This window comes from Streptomyces sp. AHU1, assembly GCF_045343905.1.
In the GTDB taxonomy this organism is placed as follows: Bacteria; Actinomycetota; Actinomycetes; order Streptomycetales; family Streptomycetaceae; genus Streptomyces; species Streptomyces triticiradicis.
In genome coordinates, this window is the sequence record NZ_CP174283.1 from 3,674,950 (window position 1) to 3,696,303 (window position 21,354).

The 21,354-nt window shown below is 73.9% G+C and carries 12 protein-coding genes and 1 pseudogene; 12 read left to right on the forward strand and 1 reads right to left on the reverse strand.

Annotated features, from left to right (window positions below):
• Positions 1–80: 80 nt before the first annotated feature.
• The 8 genes and pseudogenes from ACICHK_RS16520 (at position 81) to ACICHK_RS16555 (ending at position 14,503) form a co-directional block, all read left to right on the forward strand.
• On the forward strand, positions 81–1,484 hold the full coding sequence (locus ACICHK_RS16520) for an ABC transporter substrate-binding protein (RefSeq protein WP_406837509.1): 1,404 nt from the start codon (positions 81–83) through the stop codon (positions 1,482–1,484).
• Between the two features lie 7 nt (positions 1,485–1,491).
• Positions 1,492–2,832, forward strand: a complete 1,341-nt coding sequence (locus ACICHK_RS16525) for a carbohydrate ABC transporter permease (RefSeq protein WP_406837510.1) — start codon at positions 1,492–1,494, stop codon at positions 2,830–2,832.
• A complete protein-coding gene (locus ACICHK_RS16530; RefSeq protein WP_406837511.1) occupies positions 2,829–3,740 on the forward strand; it encodes a carbohydrate ABC transporter permease in 912 nt (303 codons plus the stop codon). Before ACICHK_RS16525 ends, ACICHK_RS16530 begins: the two co-directional genes overlap by 4 nt.
• Before the next feature lie 152 nt (positions 3,741–3,892).
• Positions 3,893–6,175, forward strand: a pseudogene (locus tag ACICHK_RS16535) (CDP-glycerol glycerophosphotransferase family protein); the annotation flags it as partial.
• Positions 6,176–6,898: 723 nt separating this feature from the next.
• The gene (locus ACICHK_RS16540) at positions 6,899–9,058 is read left to right on the forward strand and encodes a CDP-glycerol glycerophosphotransferase family protein (protein WP_406837512.1); all 2,160 of its coding nucleotides are present in this window, start codon (positions 6,899–6,901) and stop codon (positions 9,056–9,058) included.
• A gap of 1 nt (position 9,059) precedes the next feature.
• Complete coding sequence (locus ACICHK_RS16545; RefSeq protein WP_406837513.1) at positions 9,060–11,270, forward strand: CDP-glycerol glycerophosphotransferase family protein; 2,211 nt, start codon at positions 9,060–9,062, stop codon at positions 11,268–11,270.
• A gap of 206 nt (positions 11,271–11,476) precedes the next feature.
• On the forward strand, positions 11,477–12,733 hold the full coding sequence (locus ACICHK_RS16550; RefSeq protein WP_406841240.1) for a hypothetical protein: 1,257 nt from the start codon (positions 11,477–11,479) through the stop codon (positions 12,731–12,733).
• 84 nt (positions 12,734–12,817) lie between these two features.
• Positions 12,818–14,503, forward strand: a complete 1,686-nt coding sequence (locus ACICHK_RS16555) for a hypothetical protein (protein ID WP_406837514.1) — start codon at positions 12,818–12,820, stop codon at positions 14,501–14,503.
• Between the two features lie 33 nt (positions 14,504–14,536).
• On the opposite strand, the gene ACICHK_RS16560 is transcribed toward ACICHK_RS16555, so the two are convergent.
• Positions 14,537–14,950, reverse strand: coding sequence for an organic hydroperoxide resistance protein (locus tag ACICHK_RS16560; protein WP_103549486.1), 414 nt, complete (start codon positions 14,948–14,950; stop codon positions 14,537–14,539).
• A 124-nt stretch (positions 14,951–15,074) separates the two neighbouring features.
• Between ACICHK_RS16560 and ACICHK_RS16565 the strand changes: the two genes are divergently transcribed.
• The 4 genes from ACICHK_RS16565 (at position 15,075) to galE (ending at position 21,316) form a co-directional block, all read left to right on the forward strand.
• On the forward strand, positions 15,075–15,587 hold the full coding sequence (locus ACICHK_RS16565) for a MarR family winged helix-turn-helix transcriptional regulator (RefSeq protein WP_406837515.1): 513 nt from the start codon (positions 15,075–15,077) through the stop codon (positions 15,585–15,587).
• 1,678 nt (positions 15,588–17,265) lie between these two features.
• The gene (locus ACICHK_RS16570; RefSeq protein ID WP_406837516.1) at positions 17,266–18,576 is read left to right on the forward strand and encodes a glycosyltransferase 87 family protein; all 1,311 of its coding nucleotides are present in this window, start codon (positions 17,266–17,268) and stop codon (positions 18,574–18,576) included.
• Between the two features lie 44 nt (positions 18,577–18,620).
• Positions 18,621–20,216: a glycosyltransferase family 2 protein gene (locus tag ACICHK_RS16575; RefSeq protein ID WP_406841241.1), complete on the forward strand. Its 1,596-nt coding sequence runs from the start codon at positions 18,621–18,623 to the stop codon at positions 20,214–20,216.
• Positions 20,217–20,335: 119 nt separating this feature from the next.
• A complete protein-coding gene (gene galE / locus ACICHK_RS16580; RefSeq protein WP_406837517.1) occupies positions 20,336–21,316 on the forward strand; it encodes a UDP-glucose 4-epimerase GalE in 981 nt (326 codons plus the stop codon).
• The last annotated feature ends 38 nt before the right edge of the window (positions 21,317–21,354 follow it).

The following is a 21,354-nucleotide window of genomic DNA, read 5'->3' on the forward strand; positions in this document are numbered from 1 at the left end:
CCCGTGAACGACCAGGCGTAGACCGGAGTGATCGGGACACTCGCTTTGACGTTCGACGACGAGCGAAGAACGGGGCAGTGATGCGCAGCAATCCTCGTGTACGCAGGTCTCCCAGTCACTCCGAGCGCCGCTCGCGCAGAGCCGCGCGGGCCGCCGCGGCCGCCGTCGTCGCGGGCGCCCTCACCCTCACGGCGTGCGGCGGCGGCAACGACGACAAGGGCAAGGGGAACGACGACGGCAAGGGCACGCCGAGCGGCGGCTCCGTCTCCCTGCCCAAGCTCGACGGCGCCACCCTGGAGGTCGCCGCCGTGTGGACCGGGGCGGAACAGGCCAACTTCAAGAAGGTGCTGGCGGAGTTCGAGAAGCGCACGGGCGCGAAGGTCACCTTCGTACCGGCGCAGGACCCGATCATCAACTTCCTCGGCTCGAAGATCGCGGGCGGCGCGCCCCCGGACGTGGTGCTGCTCCCCCAGGTCGGCGCGGTGAAGCAGGCCGTCGACAAGGGCTGGGCCAAGCCCGTCGGGCCGGACGCGCAGGCTCAGTTGGCGAAGAACTACGCGCAGGGCTGGCAGGACCTCGGCAAGGTCGGCGGCAAGCAGTACGCCGTGTACTACAAGGCCGCCAACAAGTCCCTGGTCTGGTACAACACCAAGGTCTTCGAGAACGCGGGGGCCAAGGAGCCGAAGACCTGGAAGGAATTCCTGGCCACCGCGCACACGGTCTACGACTCCGGGGTCACCCCCGTCTCGGTCGGCGGCGCCGACGGCTGGACGCTCACCGACTGGTTCGAGAACGTCTACCTCTCCCAGGCGGGCCCCGAGAAGTACGACCAGCTCGCCCAGCACAAGATCAAGTGGACGGATCCGTCCGTGAAGGACGCGCTGACCACGCTGGCCCAGCTGTGGGGCGACAAGAACCTCGTCGCGGGCGGCCCGGACGGCGCGCTCCAGACGGAGTTCCCGGCCTCGGTGACCCAGACGTTCACCGGCGGCGACCAGCCGAAGGCGGGCATGGTCTTCGAGGGCGACTTCGTGGGCGTCAACATCGCGGAGACCAAGGCGAGGATCGGGACGGACGCGAAGGTGTTCCCGTTCCCCGCGGTCGGCGACAAGGCGCCGGTGGTCAGCGGCGGCGACGCGGCGGTCGCCCTGAAGGACTCCAAGGCGGCCCAGGCGCTGCTGACCTTCCTCGCCTCGCCGGACGCGGCGACCATCCAGGCGAAGCTCGGCGGCTACCTCTCCCCCAACAAGAACGTGGACGGGTCGGCGTATCCGAACGCCGTGCAGCAGGCCATCGCCAAGGCGCTGATCGCGGCCGGCGACGACTTCCGCTTCGACATGTCCGACCAGGCCCCCCAGGCCTTCGGCGGCACGCCCGGCAAGGGCGAGTGGAAGGACCTGCAGGACTTCCTGAAGAACCCGAAGGACGTGGCGGGGACCCAGGCGAAGCTCGAATCGGACGCCGCAGCGGCCTACAAGGGCTGATCCGGTCATGACGTCGGCGACGGCCGGGGGCACCGCACCGGTGCCCCCGGCGCGTACACGCAAGAGCGTGACCGGGACCCGCAAGGCGGTGGTGGCGCTGTTCCTGCTGCCCGCCCTGGTGCTGCTCGGCGCGCTCGTGGTCTACCCGATCGGGTACTCGGTCGTGCGCAGCTTCTACGACCAACAGGGCGACGGATTCGCCGGGTTCGACAACTACAAGGCGCTGTTCACCGACGACGGCATCCGCACCGCGCTCAAGAACAACGTCATCTGGGTGGTGTTCGCCCCGACGGTCGCGACCGCGCTCGGGCTGGTCTTCGCAGTGCTCACCGAACGGGTGCGCTGGGGAACGGCGTTCAAACTGGTCGTCTTCATGCCGATGGCGATCTCGATGCTCGCGGCCGGCATCATCTTCCGGCTGGTGTACGACCAGGACCCGGACAAGGGCGTCGCGAACGCGGTGTGGGTGGGGGTGCACGACACCTTCGCCCCGTCGTCGGCGTTCCCCAAGGCCCACCCGGGCCGGCGGTCGCCCCTCACCGCGGACGGGGGCGGGTTCATCACCCGGGACGCCGTGCACACCGGGCAGTCCGTCGCCCTGCCGCTGGTGGGCGTCGCCCCGGACCGGATGCCGGACGGCGCGAAGGGGGCGGTGCGGGCGGCCACCGATCCGGGCAGGGTCACCGGCACGGCCTGGCAGGACTTCACCCGCGGCAAGGGGGTGGGCAGGCTCGGCCAGGTCGACCCGGGCGAGCTGGGCTACTCCGGGATGCGGGTCGAGGCGGTCAGGAACGGTGAGGTCGTCGACTCGGCGAAGGTCGGCGCCGACGGCACGTTCACGCTCTCGGGCAAGGCCGACGGGGCCCGGCTGCGGCTCCCGGCGGGCAACTTCAAGGAGCCGTACAACGGGATCGACTGGCTGGGCCCGTCCCTGGTCACCCCGGCGATCATCGGCAGTTACGTCTGGATGTGGGCGGGCTTCGCGATGGTGCTGATCGCGGCGGGGCTGGCGGGCGTGCCGCGCGAGCTCCTGGAGGCCGCCCGGGTCGACGGGGCCAACGAGTGGCAGGTGTTCCGCCGGGTCACCGTGCCACTGCTCGCGCCGGTGCTCGCGGTCGTCGCCGTGACCTTGATGATCAATGTGCTGAAGGTGTTCGACCTGGTGTTCATCATCGCGCCGGGCTCCTCCCAGGACGACGCGAACGTGCTGGCCCTGGAGCTGTACCGCAAGGGCTTCTCGGAGGGACGCCCGGGCGTCGCGAGCGCCATCGCGGTGTTCCTGCTCCTGCTGGTGATCCCGGTGATGGCCTTCAACGTCCGCAGGCTCAGGCGGGAGGTGCGGCGATGAGCACGCATGCCGGACAGTTGGCGAAGACCGCTCCCGCGACGGCCGTGAACAGGGCGCGGCCCTCGCTCGGTGCGCGGATCGCGAGCGGGGTCGGCGGCGGTGTCGTCCGCGTCGTCCTGCTGCTCGTCGGCCTGTTCTGGCTGGTGCCGACGATCGGGCTGCTGCTGTCCTCGCTGCGCAGCCCCGAGGACATGAACGCCGGCGGCTGGTGGAAGGTGTTCACCGCGCCCTCGCAGCTCACCGTGGACAACTACCAGAAGCTGCTGGAGAACGGCGACATCACCAACGCGCTGCTCAACACGGTGCTCATCACGGTCCCGGCGACCGTGCTGGTCGTCGTGATCGGCTCGCTCGCGGGCTACGCCTTCGCCTGGATGGAGTTCCCGGGCCGCGACTGGTGGTTCCTCGGCGTGGTCGGCCTGCTGGTCGTGCCGGTGCAGGTGGCCCTGATCCCGATCGCCGAACTCTTCGGGAAGATCGGCGTCTTCGGGTCGGTCACCGGCGTGGTCCTCTTCCACGTCGGATACGGCCTGCCCTTCGCGGTGTTCCTGCTGCGGAACTTCTTCGCGGAGATCCCCAGGGAACTCCTGGAGGCGGCCCGGCTGGACGGCGCGGGCGAACTGCGCCTGTTCGCCCGGGTCGTGATGCCGCTCGGCGGTCCCGCGATCGCCTCGCTGGGGATCTTCCAGTTCCTGTGGGTGTGGAACGACATGCTGGTCGCCCTGGTGTTCTCCGACTCGGGGAGCCAGCCCGTCACGGTCGCCCTCCAGACGCAGGTACGCCAGTTCGGCAACAACATCGACGTGCTGGCGCCGGGCGCCTTCATCTCGATGGTGGTCCCGCTGGCCGTCTTCTTCGCGTTCCAGCGGCAGTTCGTGTCCGGAGTGATGGCCGGCGCGGTCAAATAGGCCGGTCCCGGGCGCATTTCGAGGGGCGGGCCGGACATCGGCCCGCCCCTCGCCGTTCACCCGGCATCCCCCGGATGCCACATCTGGCGTAACCAAGTCACCCCTTCGGCCGTTTCCGGGCAGGTATGCCCGCGCCGACCCATGGATGTCCCGTGCCCAGGTTCAGTGTCATCGTCCCCGCGTACAAGGTTCAGGCGTACCTGCACGAGTGTTTCGAATCCGTGCTCGGACAGTCCTTCCCGGACCTCGAACTCATCGCGGTCGACGACTGTTCGCCGGACGCCTGCGGGGCGGTCGTCGACGAGTTCGCGGCCCGCGACGCCCGCGTGCTCGCCGTGCACCTCCCCGAGAACGTGGGGCTCGGGCGCGCCCGCAACGCCGGGATCGAGCGCGCCACCGGCGACTACCTGGTCTTCCTGGACGGCGACGACACCCTCACCCCGGGCGCGCTGCGGGCCGTCGCCGACCGGCTGGAGGAGACCGGCGACCCGGACGTCCTGGTCTACGACTACGCCCGCACGTACTGGACGGGCGAGGCCGTCCGCAACCAGGTCGCGGCACAGCTGGCCGAGGAGGGGCCGGCGCCCTTCCGGCTGGAGGAGCGGCCCGGACTGCTGCGGCTGCTGATGGTGGTGTGGAACAAGGCCTACCGCCGGGAGTTCGTCGAGCGCGCGGGCCTGCGCTTCCCGCCCGGCTACTACGAGGACACGCCCTGGACGTATCCGGCGCTGATGTCCGCGGAGACGATCGCGACCCTCGACCGGGTCTGCGTGCACTACCGCCAGCGGCGCCACGGCAGCATCCTCGGCACGAGCGGCCGGGAGCACTTCGACGTCTTCGAGCAGTACGACCGCCTCTTCGCGCACGTCGCCGCGCACCCGGAGCTGGACCGGTGGCGCCCGGTGCTGTTCCGGCGCATGCTCGACCACTTCGCCACGGTGTTCGTGAAGCGGGGCCGGCTGCCGCGCGCCGACCGCGCCGAGTTCCTGCGCCGGGCCCGCGGGCACTACCGCCGTTACCGCGTCCCCGGTGCTCCGGCCACCGCGCGCACCCGGCTGCGGCACCTGCTGGTCGGCCTCGGCACGCACCGCACGTACCGGCTGCTCTCCCTGCTGTCGCGGATCCGCAGAAGAACCGTGCGGCTCGCCGCCCGGCTGCGGCGCGCGCTGCGCGGCGCGGCCCTCCGGTTCCACTACCGCCTGCAACTGTGCCTCCCGCTGCGCGCCGACCGTGCCGTCTTCTCCAGCCACCGGGGCCGGGGTCACGGCTGCAACCCGGGGGCCCTGGAGTCCGCGTTCCGCAGCTTCGCGCCGCACATCCGCACGTCGTGGATCGCCCACCCCGAGCACCACCACACGGTCCCGGACCGGGTCCGGCGCCTGCGCCCCGGCACGGCGGCGTACTGGACGGCGCTCGCCCGCTCCAAGTACCTGGTGAACAACGTCGACTTCGACCGGCGGCTGGTCAAGCGGCGCGGCCAGATCATGATCCAGACGCAGCACGGGACGCCGCTCAAGCGGATGGGCCTCGACCTCCAGGACCGCCCGGCCGCCGCATGCGGCACCGACTTCGCCGAGCTGCTGCGCGGCGCGGACACCTGGGACTACTGCCTGTCCGCCAACCGCCACTCCACCCTGGTCTGGGAGCGCGTCTTCCCCTCCTCGTACACGACGCTGGAGTACGGGCTGCCCCGCAACGACGTGTTCCAGCACGCGACCCCGGCGGACGTGGACCGGCTGCGCGCCTCGCTCGGCATCCCCGGGGACGCGGTCGCCGTGCTGTACGCGCCGACGTACCGGGACTACCGGCGCGCCCAGCCGTACGCCCTGGACCTGGAGCGGGTGCTGGACCGGCTGGGCCCGGGCTTCGTCGTGCTGGTCCGCGCCCATCCCGCCCACGCGGCTCCGCCCGTCCGGACGGCGGGCGGCCGGATCATCGACGTGTCCGACCGCCCGGGCGTCGAGTCGCTGTGCCTCGCCTCGGACGTGCTGGTCACCGACTACTCGTCCCTGATGTTCGACTACGCGGTCCTGGACCGGCCGATCGTCGTCCTCGCGGACGACCGGGAGGCGTACGAGGCGGCCCGCGGCACCTACTTCGACCTGCGTGCCTTCCCGCCGGGCGCGCTCGCGCACAGCGAGGACGAGCTGATCGACGTCTTCGCGACCGGGCACTGGCGCGACGCGCGCTCCTCGCAGCTGCGGGCCGCGTTCCGCGAGCGGTTCTGCCCGTACGACGACGGGCGGGCCGCCGAGCGGGTCGTCCGGCACGTGGTGCTGGGCGAGAGCGACCGCCTGCCGCCGTTCGTCCCGCTCGCCGAGCGCCGCCCGGTCCCCTCGGCCGCGGCGGCACTGCCTGCCCGGCCGGACACCGGCGAGCCGCTCGGCACCGTCCCCGGCACCGGACGCCCGCTCGCCGGCGCCCCGGCCCCGGACCGACCGCTCGCCGGTGTCCCGGCCCCGGACCGACCCCCCATGGATGTCCCGAACCCGAACCGACCACTCGCGGATGTCCCGAACCCGAACCGGCCGCTCGCGGGTGTCCCGAACTCCGGTCAGCCGCTCGCCGGTGCCCCGAACCCGGACCGACCACTCGCCGGTGTGCCGGACTCCGGTCAGCCGCTCGCCGGTGCCCCGAACCCGGACCGACCCCTCATGGATGTCCCGAACCCGGACCGACCACTCGCGGATGTCCCGAACCCGAACCGGCCGCTCGCGGGTGTCCCGAACTCCGGTCAGCCGCTCGCCGGTGCCCCGAACCCGGACCGACCACTCGCCGGTGTGCCGGACTCCGGTCAGCCGCTCGCCGGTGCCCCGAACCCGGACCGACCCCTCATGGATGTCCCGAACCCGAACCGACCGCTCGCCGGTGCCCCGGACCCCGGTCAGCCGCTCGCCGGTGTCCCGGACCCGGACCGACCACTCGCGGATGCCCCAGACCCGGACCGACCGCTCACGGGTGTGCCGGGCTCCGATCAGCCGCTCGGCGGTGTCCCGGCCCCCGGGGCCGTCGTTCCCCGGACCGAGACCCTCTGAACCGGAGTCCGCGTGCCCTCCAGTCCCTCGCGGCCCACACCCACCCGGCCCTCCACCTGGCGGCCGACCGGGCGCCCCGGGCGATGAACCCCCCGTTCGGCGCCCCCTGAGAGAAAGAGCAGAATGCCCCGCTTCAGCGTCATCGTGTCCACCTTCGAAGCCGCCGGGCACCTGGCCCGCGCGCTGGACTCGGTCCTGGCCCAGTCCTTCGGCGACTTCGAACTGATCCCGGTCTGCGACGAGCCCGGCTCCCCGGCCGCGGGGGTCGCCGCCGCGTACGCGGACCGGGACTCCCGGGTGGTCCCGGTCCATTCGCCGCCGTCGGGCGGGCTGAGCGCGGCGCGCAACGCGGGGATCGCGGTGGCGAAGGGCGCGTACCTGCTCTTCCTCGACGGCGGCGACGAGCTGGTGCCGGGCGCGCTGGACGTCCTGGACACGGGGATCCCGGCCGACGCGGACGTCCTCTACTTCGGGCACCAGCGGGTGCACTGGTGGGAGGGCGAACCGAGCACGCCCCCGCTCGACAAGGCCCCCGAGGTGCTGGGCGTGCACGTTCCGGCGTGGAGCGCCGTGTACCGCCGCGGCTTCGTCGCCGAACGGGAACTCGCCTTCCCCGAGGGGCATTTCACGGACGAGGGCTGGGGCGGTCTGGTGACGGTGACGGCCGAACGGCCGGCCGTGCTGCGCACGGCCTGCGTACGGCACCATCTGCGCCGCCAGGGCAGCCGGCTCAACGCGCCGGGCGAGCACCACTTCGAGCTCCTCGACCAGGTCGAACGGGTCCTCGTCCGGGCCTCGCGGCAGACCCTGCCCGCGGCCCGGTCGAAGGCGCTGTTCGGCCAGCTCTTCTCCCTGGTCCTGAAGACGGCCGCGCATCCCGCCCGGGTGCCCGCGGGCCGCCGCCGGGCCTTCTTCCGCCGGGCGGGCAGGCTCTACCGGCGGCACCGCCCGGCCGGGTTCCGGATCCCGGCCGGCAGTCTCGGTGTGCAGCACCGGCTGCTCGCGGCGGGCGCGTACAGCGCGTTCCGCGCGCTGCGCGGCGCGAACCGGGCCGTCTCCGGTGTGCTGCGGCGGGTGCCCCGCGCGAGGGGGCTGCGCACCCGCGCGTTCTACGCCCTCCAGCTGCGCCGCCCCCTCGACGAGAACCTCGCGGTGTACTGCGCCTACTGGGGCCGGGGTTACGCCTGCAATCCGGCGGCGGTCCACGCCAAGGCGCGCGAACTCGCCCCGCACATCCGCTCGGTGTTCCTGGTCGAGCCGGAGGCGGTGGACGCGCTGCCGAAGGACGTCGAGCACGCGGTGATCGGCAGCCGGCGCGCCTGGGAGGTGCTGGCCCGCGCCAAGTACCTCGTCAACAACGCCAACTTCGCGGACGGGGTGGTGAAACGACCCGGCAGCGTGCACCTGCAGACCCAGCACGGCACACCGCTGAAGCGGATGGGCGTCGACCAGTCGACGTTCCCGGTGGTGGCCGCCGCGACCGGCAGCTTCACCAAGCTGCTGGCCCGGGTGGACCGCTGGGACTACAACCTCTCCTCCAACCGGCACTCCACCCAGATGTGGGAACGGGCCTTCCCGGGCGGCTACGAGACCCTGGAGTACGGCTATCCGCGCAACGACGTCTACTGCACGGCGAGCGCGGAGGACGTGGCCCGGATCCGCGAACGGCTCGGGGTGCCCGAGGGCCGGACGGCGCTGCTGTACGCGCCCACGCACCGCGACCACAGCAGCGGCTTCGAGTCCCGGCTCGACCTGGAGGCCTTCTGCGAGGCGATCGGCGAACGGTTCGTCGTCCTGCTGCGCGCCCACTACTTCTACGACGAGGGCCGCGGGCGCGGCAGCGGACGGATCATCGACGTGACCGGGCACCGGTCCTCCGAGGACGTCTGCCTGGCCGCCGACGCGCTGATCACGGACTACTCGTCGATCATGTTCGACTACGCCAACCTCGACCGTCCCGTCGTCGTGTACGCGGACGACTGGGAGGTCTACCGGGAGACCCGGGGCGTCTACTTCGACGTGCTGGAGGAGCCGCCGGGCAAGGTGGTGCGCACCCCGGAGGAGCTGGCCGCGCTCTTCACCGACGGCTCCTGGGCGGACCCGGCCGCAGCCGCGCTGCGGGCCCGCTTCCGTGAGCGCTTCTGCCAGTTCGACGACGGCAGGGCCGCCGAGCGGGTCGTCCGCAGGGTGCTGCTGGGCGAGTCCCCCGAGACGATCCCGCCCGTCCTGCCGCTCGCCGAACGCGTCCCGGCTCCCGCCGCGTCCACCCTCGTAAGGAGCTGACGTGCCCCGCTTCAGCGTCATCGTCCCCGTCTTCAAGGTGCAGGGCTTCCTGCGCGAGTGTCTCGACTCGGTCCTGGAGCAGTCGTACCCGGACATCGAGGTCATCGCCGTCGACGACTGCTCCCCGGACGGCTGCGGGGAGATCCTCGACGAGTACGCGGCCCGCGATCCCCGGGTGCGGGTGCTGCACCTGCCGGAGAACGTGGGGCTCGGCCGGGCCCGCAACGCCGGGATGCCGCTCGCCGGCGGGGACTACCTCCTCTTCCTCGACAGCGACGACACCCTCACCCCGGGCGCGCTGCGCGCCATGGCCGACCGCCTGGAGGAGACGGCCGACCCGGACGTGCTGGTCTTCGACTACGCGCGCACCTATTGGTGGGGCGGCACCCGCAGGAACGTGCTCGCGCGGGTCCTCGCGGAGGCGGGCGAGGGAACCTTCTCGGCGGCCGAGCACCCGGAGATCCTCGACCTGCTGATGGTGGTGTGGAACAAGGCCTACCGCCGCGCGTTCGTCGAACGGGAGGGCTTCGCCTTCCCGCCCGGGTACTACGAGGACACGCCCTGGACGTTCCCGGTGATGCTCAGCGCGGAGCGGATCGCCGCGCTGGACCGGATCTGTCTGGCCTACCGCCAGCGGCGCCAGGGCAACATCCTGTCCACCACCAGCCGCAAGCACTTCGACATCCACGACCAGTACGAGCGGGTCTTCGCGTTCGTCGGCTCCAGACCGGAGCTGTCGCACTGGGGCCCGTACCTGCACCGCAAGATGGGCGAGCACTGCCTCGACATCCTCTCCAAGGAGGACCGGCTGCCCGAGGCGGACAAGGCCGAGTTCTTCCGGCTGACGGCCGCGCTGTTCCGCAAGCACGGGAGCGGTCCCGTGCCGCCCGAACTGCGCGTCCTGGAGGGCGGTTTCACCCGCTACCGGCTGCGGCGGCAGGCCGGCCGCGCGGGCCGGGAACTGGGACGGCGCGGCCGGCAGGTCCGCCGGGCCGCCGCCGCGCGGGTCAAGCACGGCTGGTCCGCGGTCCACGGACACCGGCCGCTGGACCCGCATCTGGCGGTGTACTCGGCGTTCTCGCACCGGGGGGCCCTCGGCGATCCCGCCGCGGTGTATGCCGCGGCACGCGAACTCGCCCCGCACCTGCGCGGGGTGTGGGTGGTGCGCGACGAGGAACAGGCGGCGCTGCTGCCGCCGGAGACCGAGTACGTCCTGCTCGACTCGCTGGCCTACCACCGTGTCACCGCGCGGGCCACGTACTTCGTGAACAACGTCAACTGGCCCGGCTCCCTGGTCAAGCGCCCCGGCAGCGTCCACATCCACACCCATCAGGGCACCCCGCTGAAGTACATGGCCGCGGACCTGCTGCACAAGCCGGGCGCGCGGCACGGCCTCGACGTTCCGCAGATGCTGCGCCGCGCCGACCGCTGGGACTACAGCCTGGTCGCCAACCGGCACTCGGAGCTGGTCTGGGAGCGCGCCTACCCCTGTCACTTCACCTCGCTGCGCAGCGGCAGCCCGCGTAACGACGTCCTGGTGCGGGCCCGGCCCGAGGAGGGGGCGGCGGCCCGCGCCCGCCTCGGGATCCCGGCCGGGAACCGGGTCGTGCTGTACGCGCCGACGCGCCGCGAGTACGTCCGCGGCGGGCACGCCGAGCGTCTGGACCTGGCCGTGTTCGCGGACGGCCTCGGCGCGGGCCACACCCTGGTCGTACGGCTGCACCCCTCGCTCGCGGACGGCCCGGCGCGCGGGATGGGGCTGACCGAGCTGCACCGGCGCGGTGTCGTGGTCGACGCGACCGACGAACCCCGCGTCGAGGACGTGATGCTGGCCTCCGACGCCCTGGTGACCGACTACTCGGCCCTCATGTTCGACTACGCCAACCTCGACCGGCCGATCGTGCTCCTCGCCGACGACTGGGGCGCGTACGCGGCGAGCCGGGGCGCCTACTTCGACATCACGGCCGACGCGCCGGGTCATGTGGCACGGTCCCAGCAGGAGTTGGCGCGGCTGTTCGCCTCGGGGGCCTGGCGGGACGGGGAGTCGGAGCGGCTGCGGGCCGGATTCCGTACGCGGTTCTGCGAGTTCGACGACGGCCGGGCCGCCGAGCGGGTGGTGCGGACGCTGATGCTCGGCGAGCGGCCCGTGTCGCCGGCCACGGTCGTCCCGGTGCCCGCGCAGGCGGGCCACGACGTCCTGGCGGCCTCATGAGCGGCCCCGTGAACGACCCCTCGGACTGGTCCGCGGACGGATCCACGGGCGGATCCACGGACAGGCCCGTGAAGAAGCCCGTGAACGGCACGGCGATCGGCACGACGGCCGGCACGACGGCCGGCTCCGGTGGCGCCCCCGGGTCCGCGCGTTCGCGCCGGTTCCGGCCGCGGGTCCCGCGCGCGCCGCGTTCGGCCCGCGCCCGGGTGATCCTGATCGCCGTCGTCTTCGCCGTCCTCCAGCTCGCCAACCCCGTCAGCCGGGACACCCCCGACACCAAGAACTACCTCTCGTACGCGCTGGACCTGCGCGGTGAGAGCAAGCAGCGGGCCGCCGCCCTGACGATCGACTACGTCTGCGCGGGCAAGGCGTCCGTCGCCCGGCGCAACCAGGCCGTCGACGTGGTGCGTTTCCACCGCGCGAGTCCGACCCGTCGGGTCGTCGCCGAGTGCCGGCGCGAGCAGTGGCGGGGCGTGTCCGCGCGGCTGGCGGCCGGGCGGACGGCGGGGCACATCGTGCCGTTCACGCCGCCCCGTTTCATGCGGATCTTCGAGGTGCGGCCGGGGTATCCGGTGTTCCTGGTGCCGTTCGTCACGCTGCTGGGGGTGACCTGGGGGCTGTGGGCCTCGGCCGTCGTCGTGACGGTGGCCGGGGGCATGCTCGTCTTCCTCCTGCTGCGCACCCTGCGCGCCTCCACCGGCGCGGCCCTGACCGGGCAGGCCCTCTACTACGTCCTGCCGTGCGGTACGACGGCGATGCGCCCGATGACCGAGGGCCTGATGATGGCCGTGACCCTGGCGGCGCTGTGGGGCTGCGCCCTGGTCCTGGAGGGCCGGACGCGCGCGGGGACCTGGCTGGTCGGCGGCTGTCTGGCGGTCCTCTTCACGGTGAAGCACTCGCAGGCGCTGTTCCTCGGGCTGTGCCTGGGCGCCGCCTGCGCGGTGCTCCTGGCGCGCCGGCGCCGGTGGGACGGGCCGCTGCGGACCCTCGGCGTGGTGGCGGGCTGCGGCGTCGCGGCCACCGTGCTGCTCGCGAAGGCGCTGCACTACCCGTCCCAGTCGGAGAGCGTGCAGGACCTGCTCACCGGGCACTACGCACGTCCGGACCGCGTCCATCCGTGGCCGGAGTTCCTCCATCTGGAGGCCGCCTTCTGGATCGAGTGGACCCGCCGCCAGCTGTGGGAGCCGCTGTTCCTCGCCTCGGTGGTGGCGGCCGGGTGGGGAGCGCTGCGCAGGCACCGCGCCTTCGCCGTCTTCCTGATCGCGGCAGCGGGCACCGGGGTGCTCAACCAGGCCGCGCACCCGGACATCACCGTCTGGGGCGGGCGGCTGATCGTGCTGCTGTGGCTGCTGCCGGCGGTGGGCCTCCCGCTGCTCCTCGACGCGGTCGTCCGGCCGGGCGCCCGCGTGCCCGGCGGCCTGGTCCCGGGGCCGTCGCGCGGGGAGAGCGAGGTCGCCCGATGAGGTGATCCCGGGCTAGGCCGCCGATCATGGCGGGGATATAGGGCAAATGCCAGAAACCGCCCGTGTCCCTTTCCCCGCCGCCCGGTGAGCGCCGACGTCGTCACCCGGCGGGGTGCCGTCCGCGGCGCGACCGCGCTGCGCGGCAAAGGCTCCTGGCGTCCGACGCCGTACCAGGTCGCCGGCGGCCTGTTCTGGCTGGTGATGACGCTCGCCCACTGGCGGGTCCCGCTGTGCTGCGACGCGGGCCAGCACGCGGCGGTCGTCGAACGCCTGCGGGCGGACCTGCTGCACCCGCGGCATCCGATGGCGGACCTGCCGGGCGCCGGCAGTCCGTACTACTCGCCGTACGCGGTGGCCCAGGGCGCCTTCTCGCGGCTGACCGGTCTCGGCGGCTGGGCGGTGGTGCGGCTGTCGGGGCCCGTCAACCTGCTGGTGCTGCTGACGGGCATCGGCCGCTTCACCCGCGTGCTGACGCGCCGTCGCTCCGCCCCGGTCCTCTGCCTGTTCGCGATGGTGCTGCTGTGGGGCACCGAGCGGGCCTGGTGGAGCGGCTACCTGGGGCTGATGTCGATGACGGGCGACCTGGGCTATCCCTCGACGTTCGCCATCGGACTGGCCTTCTGGGTCTGGGCGTTCACGGGCCGGCGCGCGGCGGGCCCCGACGGTCCCGTCCGGTTCGTGGGCCCGGGCGGCCTCGGCAGCCGGTGGGGGTACGCGGCCCTCGGGGCCCTGTACGGACTGATCCTGCTCGTGCATCCGATCACGTCGGTCGCGGCGGTGCTCGGCGGGGTGGCCTTCGTGGCGGGCGGGCAGCGCGGATGGCGCCCGGCGGTGGCGGGCCGGTGGCTGCTCACGGGCGCCGTGGCGCTCCTCGTCGCGTACGCGTGGCCGTACTTCGACGTCTTCGCGCTGGCCGGGGACCGCAGCGTGGACGCCATGCACGAGCAGCTCTACGACCGGATGCCCGGACACTTCTGGCTGGCGCTGACCGGGGTGCCCGCGCTGTGGCTGCGGGTCCGGTGCGCCCGGCGGGACGGCGGGCACGGGTGGCGCGATCCGCTGGTGCTGATGTTCGCGCTGGAGTGCGCGGCGGTGACGTACGGCTGGGTGAGCGGGCACTACACCTACGGCAGGATCCTCGGGCTCACGCTGGTGCCGCTGCAGTTCGCGCTCGGGGTGGAGCTGGCCCGGCCGCGGCCGTGGGGACCGTGGCGGCGGGTGCTGGGCGGGGTGGCGGCCGCGGGCGCCCTGACCGGGTTCCTGACCGTGCACGCCGGGGCGGTGGTGCCGCGTTCCCTGGACCCGGTCGGCTTCGACCAGCCGCCGCGCTGGCCGACGTACGACTGGGCCGCGCGGCACATCCGGCCCGGCGAGACGGTCATCGCGGACGGGTACTACTCGGTGCACCTGCTCGCGGGCTACGGCCCGGACCTCGCCGCGCCCGCCTGGCCCGACCCCGCCCTCGCCGAGAGCGAGCGGCTGCGCCGGCTCGCCGCGGTCCGCGCCTACCTCGACCCGTCCTCGACCCGGGCCGAACGCGCCGCCGTCGCCCGCCGGTACCACGCCCGCTGGCTGCTGCTGACGCGCTGGCGGCCGGTGCCCGAGGAGGCGACGGTGGTGGCGTGGAGCCGGGAGACCGGGGAGGTGCTGGCCCGGATCGGCCAGGGGCCCGGCACCCGCGCCGACGCGCCGGCCGGTGCAGGGGCGGGCGCGAGGGCTGGTGCGGGTGCCGGGGCGAAGGCCGGCGCGGGGGTCCGTGCCGTTCGATGACGGACCGTCCCGCACCGGCCCGCTCGGTGCCGGTTACTCGATGACGAGCTCGACGGGGATGTTGCCGCGGGTGGCGTTGGAGTAGGGGCAGACCTGGTGGGCCTGCTCGACCAGCTTGCGGCCGGTGGCCTCGTCCACGGTGTCGGGCAGCTCGACGCGGAGCGTGACGGCCAGGCCGAAGCCCTCGCCCTGCTTGCCGATGCTCACCTCGCCGGTCACGGCGGCCTGCGTGACGTCGACCTTCGCGGCGCGGCCGACCAGGCCGAGGGCGCTCGCGAAACAGGCCGCGTACCCGGCGGCGAACAGCTGCTCGGGGTTGGTGCCCTGACCGCTGCCGCCCATCTGCGCCGGAATGCCCAGCTGGAGGTCGAGCGTGCCGTCGGAACTGACGGCGCGGCCCTCGCGGCCGTGGGTGGCGGTGGCGACAGCGGTGTAGAGCGCGTCCATGGGGACCATCCCTCTCAAGTCGAGATCCTGCGGGGACCGCCGGTCCGGCGGCCCCACGACCAGAATTAGAGCACGCAATTCAGTTGTGCACAACTCAATTGCTCGCCAGGGCTATCCTGGGGGCATGACCGCGACACCCGCTCCGGGCCCCGGGGCCCCCGCCGCCGGAGCCCCCGCCGCCGGGGACTTCCTCCGCCTCGACGAGCAGATCTGCTTCTCCCTGAACGCCGCCTCGCGCGCCTTCGGCGGCGTCTACCGCGTCCTGCTGAAGGACCTCGGACTGACCTACCCGCAGTACCTGGTGATGCTGGTGCTGTGGGAGCACGGCGAACTGCCCGTGAAGAAGGTCGGCGAGCACCTGCGGCTCGACTCGGGGACCCTGTCGCCGCTGCTGAAGCGGCTGGAGGCGGCGGGACTCGTGCGGCGCGAGCGCAGCGCGCGCGACGAGCGGTCCGTGCAGGTGGGGCTCACCGAGGAGGGGTCCGCGTTGCGGGAGCGCGCGCTGGACGTGCCGCGCCGGATCGCGGCGGCCACCGGGGCGGACCTGGAGGAGATCCGAGCGCTCCGGGCCCGGCTCGACCGGCTGACGGCGGCACTGGACGAGGCAGCCCTGACCCAGGCCCCGGGGTGTACGTAGTCCGGCGCACGTAGAGGCGCAGCGTCACGCCCCTGCGCACGACCCGCTCCAGGAGCACGAACTGCTCGTCGATCACGGCGAGTTTGAGGCGCTCGGTCGCCTCGCGCGGACGCCAGGCCCGGCGCGCCGCGAAGGGCGCGGCGACCAGCCACACCCGGTCGAGCGGCTCCAGCCTGCGGCGCAGTTCGGCGGGGCCCGCCTCGCGGCCGTACAGGGTTCCGGAGGCGGGCGCGGGGACGTCCAGCGCGATGTCGCGGATGCCGCGGAAGCCCTCGGGGTACGCCAGGGCCGCGCGCCGCGCGAGCGAGGGCAGGAACAGCACCGGGTCGCCGGGGCGCAGTTCGCGGTGGGCGACGGCGGAGACGGCGGCCAGGTCGTCGGGGCGGCGGTCGGGACGGTGGTCCTCGCGCAGCAGCGGGAGCTGGACGGCGAGGACGAGGGCCACGGCGAGGACACCGGTGGGGACCGCGTGGGGCAGCAGCCGGGGCAGTCTCGTCGCGAGGTGGTCGGCTCCGGCGGCCGCGAGCAGCGGGGCCCCGGCGAGGGCGTACAGGACGTAACGCTCGTCGTAGAGCGGCCGCCAGTGCGAGACCGTCAGCAGCACCCCCGGGGGCACGGCCGCCAGGGGCAGGGCGACGGCCGGCAGCGAGAACTCGCCGCGCGGGGTCCGCTCCGGCCGGAAGGCGAGGGCGACGAGGACCAGGTAGGGCACGATCACGAGCCGGGCCGGGCCGGTGAACAGCCCGAGCAGGCGCTTCACGTTCGCCGGGCCGGTGCGCGGCAGCCAGGCGACCTGCGCCGCCTGGCCGTGGGAGACGAGGACCAGCGGCACCAGCGCCAGGGCCACGGCCCCGGCGGTCAGGATCCAGGCCCGCCACACCCGCCCCGGTACGCGGACGAGCGCCAGCGTCGTGGCGTGGGCGAGGAGCAGGAGCAGGGCCATCTCGTGCAGCAGACAGGTGGCGGCGGCCGTCGCCCCGTACGCGCACCAGGGTCCGGGCCGGGCGGACCGGGCGGCCCGGACCAGGAGCAGGGTCGCCCCGGCCGCGCCGGCCGCGACGAGCGCGTAGGAGCGGCCCTCCTGCGCGAAGTGGCCGGTCATGGGGGTGACGGCGTACAGCAGGCCCGCCCACAGGCCGACGCGCGGGCGGCCGAGGCGGACGCCGAGGGCGGCCACGAGCCCGGCGGTCGCGGCGGCGCCGCAGACGGAGGGCAGCCGCAGGGCGACCTCGCCGGGGTGCGGGGCGAGGACGGCGTGCATGAGGAGGTAGTACAGGCCGTGCACGGCGTCCACGGTGTGCAGCAGGTGCCAGATCTGGGGCACCGAGCGCTGGGCGACCTGGAAGGTCACCGCCTCGTCGCGCCACATGCCGCCGCGGTCGAGCCCCCACAGGCCGATCACGAGCATGGCCAGGACGGGCGCGAGGACGGACAGGATGACGGCCGCCGTCCGCCGGTGCCGGGACTCACCCCGCCGGGCCGGCCGGCGCCGGGCCCGCACCCGGACGGTCTCGCCGCGCCGGGCGGTCGGGGGCCGGGCCGCAGGACGCCTCGCCGTCGGCGGCCTCATCCACGCATACACCATGAGGGCGATTTTTTGCTATTAAACAACCTTGAGGCGGTATTGACGGCGTATCGCACGGTACGACCCATCCATGCGGCTTACGATCCGGGCTTGATGAGCGCCTTCCGGAACCACCGCCCGCCAGGACACGCCCTGTCCCTCGCCGCCGCCTGGCTCGCCACCCGCGCCCTGATGCTGTGGCTCCTCGCCCACGACCAACTCGCCCCGCTCGGCCGGGGCGGGGTGTCCCGCGAGGTGAGGCAGCTGTACTTCCACTGGTACGGCGTCCTGTCCCAGGGCACGTTCCCGGTGGGCGACCGGCTGTGGCAGTACCCGCCGGGCGCCGGCCCGGTGCTGCTGGCGCCCGGACTGCTGCCGGGACTGACGTACTTCACCGCGTTCGTGGCCTGCACGCTCGCCGCCGACGCGGTGATCGCCACCGCCCTCGCGCGCGCGGGGCTGCGGCCCGGCCGCAGCCGGCGCGGCGCCTGGCTGTGGGTCCTGGGCCTGCCCCTCCTGCTGCACGTCCCGCTCGCCCGGTACGACGTGCAGGTCACCGCCTTCGCCGTCGTCTCCCTGCTGTCGCTCTCGCGCCGCCCGCGCGCGTGCGGCGTGTTCGCCGCGGCGGGGACCCTGGTGAAGGTGTGGCCCGCGCTGGCCCTGATCGGCACCCCCCGGGGCCGCACCACCCGTCAGGTGTGGACCTCGGCCGCGGTCACCGCCGCCGCGCTGCTCGCCGTCCTCGCGGCCGTCTTCGGCGGCCCCTTCGACTTCCTGCGCCAGCAGAGCGGCCGGGGCATCCAGATCGAGTCCCTCGGCGGCACGGTCCTGGGCTTCGCGCGCCACGCCGGCTGGCCGGGGACGGCCCGCTACCAGTACGGCGCGATGGAGTTCGTCGGGCCGTACACCGGCGCGGTCGCGGCCTGCTCGCTGGCCCTGACGGCCGCCGCGTTCGCGCTCGTGCTGCTGTGGCGGGTCCGGGCCCGGCACTGGACGAGCGCCACCCCCTACGACGCGGCGCTCACGGCCGTCCTGCTGTTCACCGTGACGAGCCGGGTGATCAGCCCCCAGTACATGGTGTGGCTGCTGGGCCTCGCCGCCGTCTGCCTGACCTCGCGGCACACCACGCAGCGCCCGGTCGCGGTGCTCGTCGTGGCGGCGACGGCGGTCAGTTCGGTGGTGTACCCGGGGATGTACGGCGAAGTGGTGCGCAGCACCTGGACGGGCTGCCTGCTGATGCTCGTGCGCAACGGCCTGCTGGCCGCGGCGGCGGGATGGTCGTTCCTACGGCTGTGGCGGTCGGGCCCGTCCACGGCCGCACCGCACCGCCCCGCGCAACGCCGCCCCGGCCGGGCGGGAGCGGGCCGGGACGGGCACACACCGGATTCCCGTCGGTCTCCGAACGAGACAGTGACCACCTCTTAACGGAGAATTACCCGCAATACTTACGATTCCGGCCCGTGGATCCCATGACTCCTCACCAGGCGAAGGTCAGCGTCGTCGTCATCGGGTACGACGACGCCGCCCATGTGGCGGACGCCGTCCGCTCGGCACTCGCGCAGGGCCCGGCCGTGCGCGAGGTCATCGCCGTGGACGACCGCTCGACGGACGGCAGCGCGGCCCTCCTCGACGCCCTCGCCGACGGGGAGCCACGCCTGAGGGTGATCCACCGGCCGGTCAACAGCGGCGGCTGCGGCAGCCCGCGCAACGACGGAGTCGACGCGGCCGCCGCCCCGTACGTGATGTTCCTGGACAGTGACGACGTCCTGCCGCCCGGCGCGGTGGAGGCGCTGCTCCGCTCCGCCGAGGCCCACCACGTCCAGGTCGCGGCCGGACTGTGCGTACGCCGCGAACTGCCCTCGGGCCGCGAGGTCCCCTGGGAACGCGCGCTCTACGCGCGGCCCGCCCTGATATCCCGCCCCTCGCGCCGCCCGCGGCTCGCCCACGACACCCTCTGCGTCAACAAGCTGTACCGCACCGACTTCCTGCGCGGGCACGGCATCCGCTTCCCCGAGGGCCGCTACCCCTACGAGGACTTCGTGTTCACCGCGCGGGTGCTGGCCGCCGCGCCGCGCATCGCGCTGATCCCCGACACGGTGTACGTCTGGCACGTGCGGCGCGCCGCCGACCGCCTGTCCATCTCGCTCGACCGCGCCGGCATCGGCAACTGGCGGGCGCGGACCGAGGCGAACCGGGCGGCGCACGAGATCCTCCTGGGCGCCGGGGAGAAGCGGCTCGCGCGGGCCGTGCGCGCCAAGTTCCTCGACCACGAGCTGCGGATGTACACGCGCGAGCTGGAACTGCGCCCGCCCGACTACCGGAGCGCCTGGTGGGACCTCACGCGGGCGTACCTGTCGACCTTCGACGCGGCCGACCTCGGCGTCGACCCGGCCGCCCCCGGCCGCCTCGTCGCCCGGGTGATCCTCGCCTGCCCCGCCCCGCGCGACCTGCCCCGCCTCAAGGAACTGGCGGCCCGCCCGGCCCGGCTGCTCCCGCCCTACGCCCGCGACGGCGGCGGCACCCCGGTGTGGTCCACCGACCTCCCCGGGGTGAGCCTGGAGGGCCTCCTGGGCCGGCCGACCCGCCTGCTGCCCGCCGCCGTCGACGCGGAACTGCGCCCCCGCGCGCGGGGGACCCGGCTGCGGCTGCGCCTGCACGAGCTGTACGGACGGATGGCCGAGGCGGGTCCCGCCGCGGTGGACGTGGAGTTCGTCCACCGGGAGGAGGGGAGGGTGGGCCTGAGCGGCACGGCGCCCCTGGTGGCCGACCGCCACGGCGGCTCCTGGTCCGCGGAGACGCCGGTGGAGCTCTCGGCACTGGGCGCGGGCGTCTGGGACCTGCGCCTGTCCGTGCGCTTTCACGACGGCACGAGCCGGGAGATGTCGGCGCACGCTCTCGGCGGCCCCGGCCTGCTGCGCCGCCGCGCGGTTCCGGACGCCCACCACGGCGTTCTCCTCGTACAGCCCTACCGGACGCACTCGGGGGCGCTCGGTCTGCGGACGGCGTCCGGCTGGCGGGGCACGACCGAGGTGGTGTCCCGAAGGCTCCGGCGCCTGCTTCACTGATACGCGGACGCGGGGACGGACGAGGGACGGACGCGGACACCGTCACGCACGCCCTCCCTCCCCGGCCGCGGGCACACGGTCCGGGACCACGGACTCACTCACGAGGGGGACGGCCGCACATGACCTGGCTGATCACCGGCGGCGCCGGCTACATCGGGGCGCACGTCGTCCGCGCGCTGCGCGAGGCGGGCGAGCGGGCCGTGGTGTACGACGACCTGTCCACGGGGATCGCGGAGCGGGTGCCGTCGGACGTTCCGCTGGTGGTCGGCTCGACCCTGGACGGCGACCTGGTGGCCCGCGCCCTCACGGAGCACTCCGTCACCGGTGTCGTCCACCTGGCGGCGAAGAAGCAGGTCGGCGAGTCCGTGGACCTGCCCCTGCACTACTACCGGGAGAACGTCGAGGGCCTGCGCGTCCTGCTGGAGGCCGCGACCGCCGCCTCCGTGACCGCGTTCGTCTTCTCGTCCTCGGCCGCGGTGTACGGCATGCCGGACGTGGACCTGGTGACGGAGGAGACCCCGTGCGCGCCGATGAGCCCGTACGGCGAGACGAAGCTGGCGGGCGAGTGGCTGGTCCGCGCGACCGGCCGTGCGACGGGCCTGTCCACGGCCTGCCTGCGCTACTTCAACGTGGCCGGCGCGGCGGCCCCCGAGCTGGCCGACACGGGCGTCTTCAACCTCGTCCCCATGGTCTTCGAGAAGCTGACCGGGAACGCCCCGCCGCGGATCTTCGGCGACGACTACCCGACGCCGGACGGCACCTGCGTGCGCGACTACATCCACGTGGTCGACCTGGCCGAGGCCCATGTGGCCGCGGCCCGTGCCCTCACCGCCTCCCCCGGAGCCGCCCTGACCCTCAACATCGGCCGCGGCGAGGGGGTCTCGGTGCGCGAGATGATCGACCGCATCAACGCCCTCACCGGCCACGACCGGCCCCCGGTCGTCACACCGCGGCGCCCCGGCGACCCGGCCCGCGTGGTGGCCTCCGCCGACCGCGCCGCCGACGAACTGGGCTGGAAGGCCCGCCACGACGTCGAGGACATGATCACCTCGGCCTGGTCCGGCTGGCTCCACCACCACCCGGGCACCGGCCGCACCTGAACCCGGCCCCCGCGACGGCCGCCCCGCCGCCCCGCCCC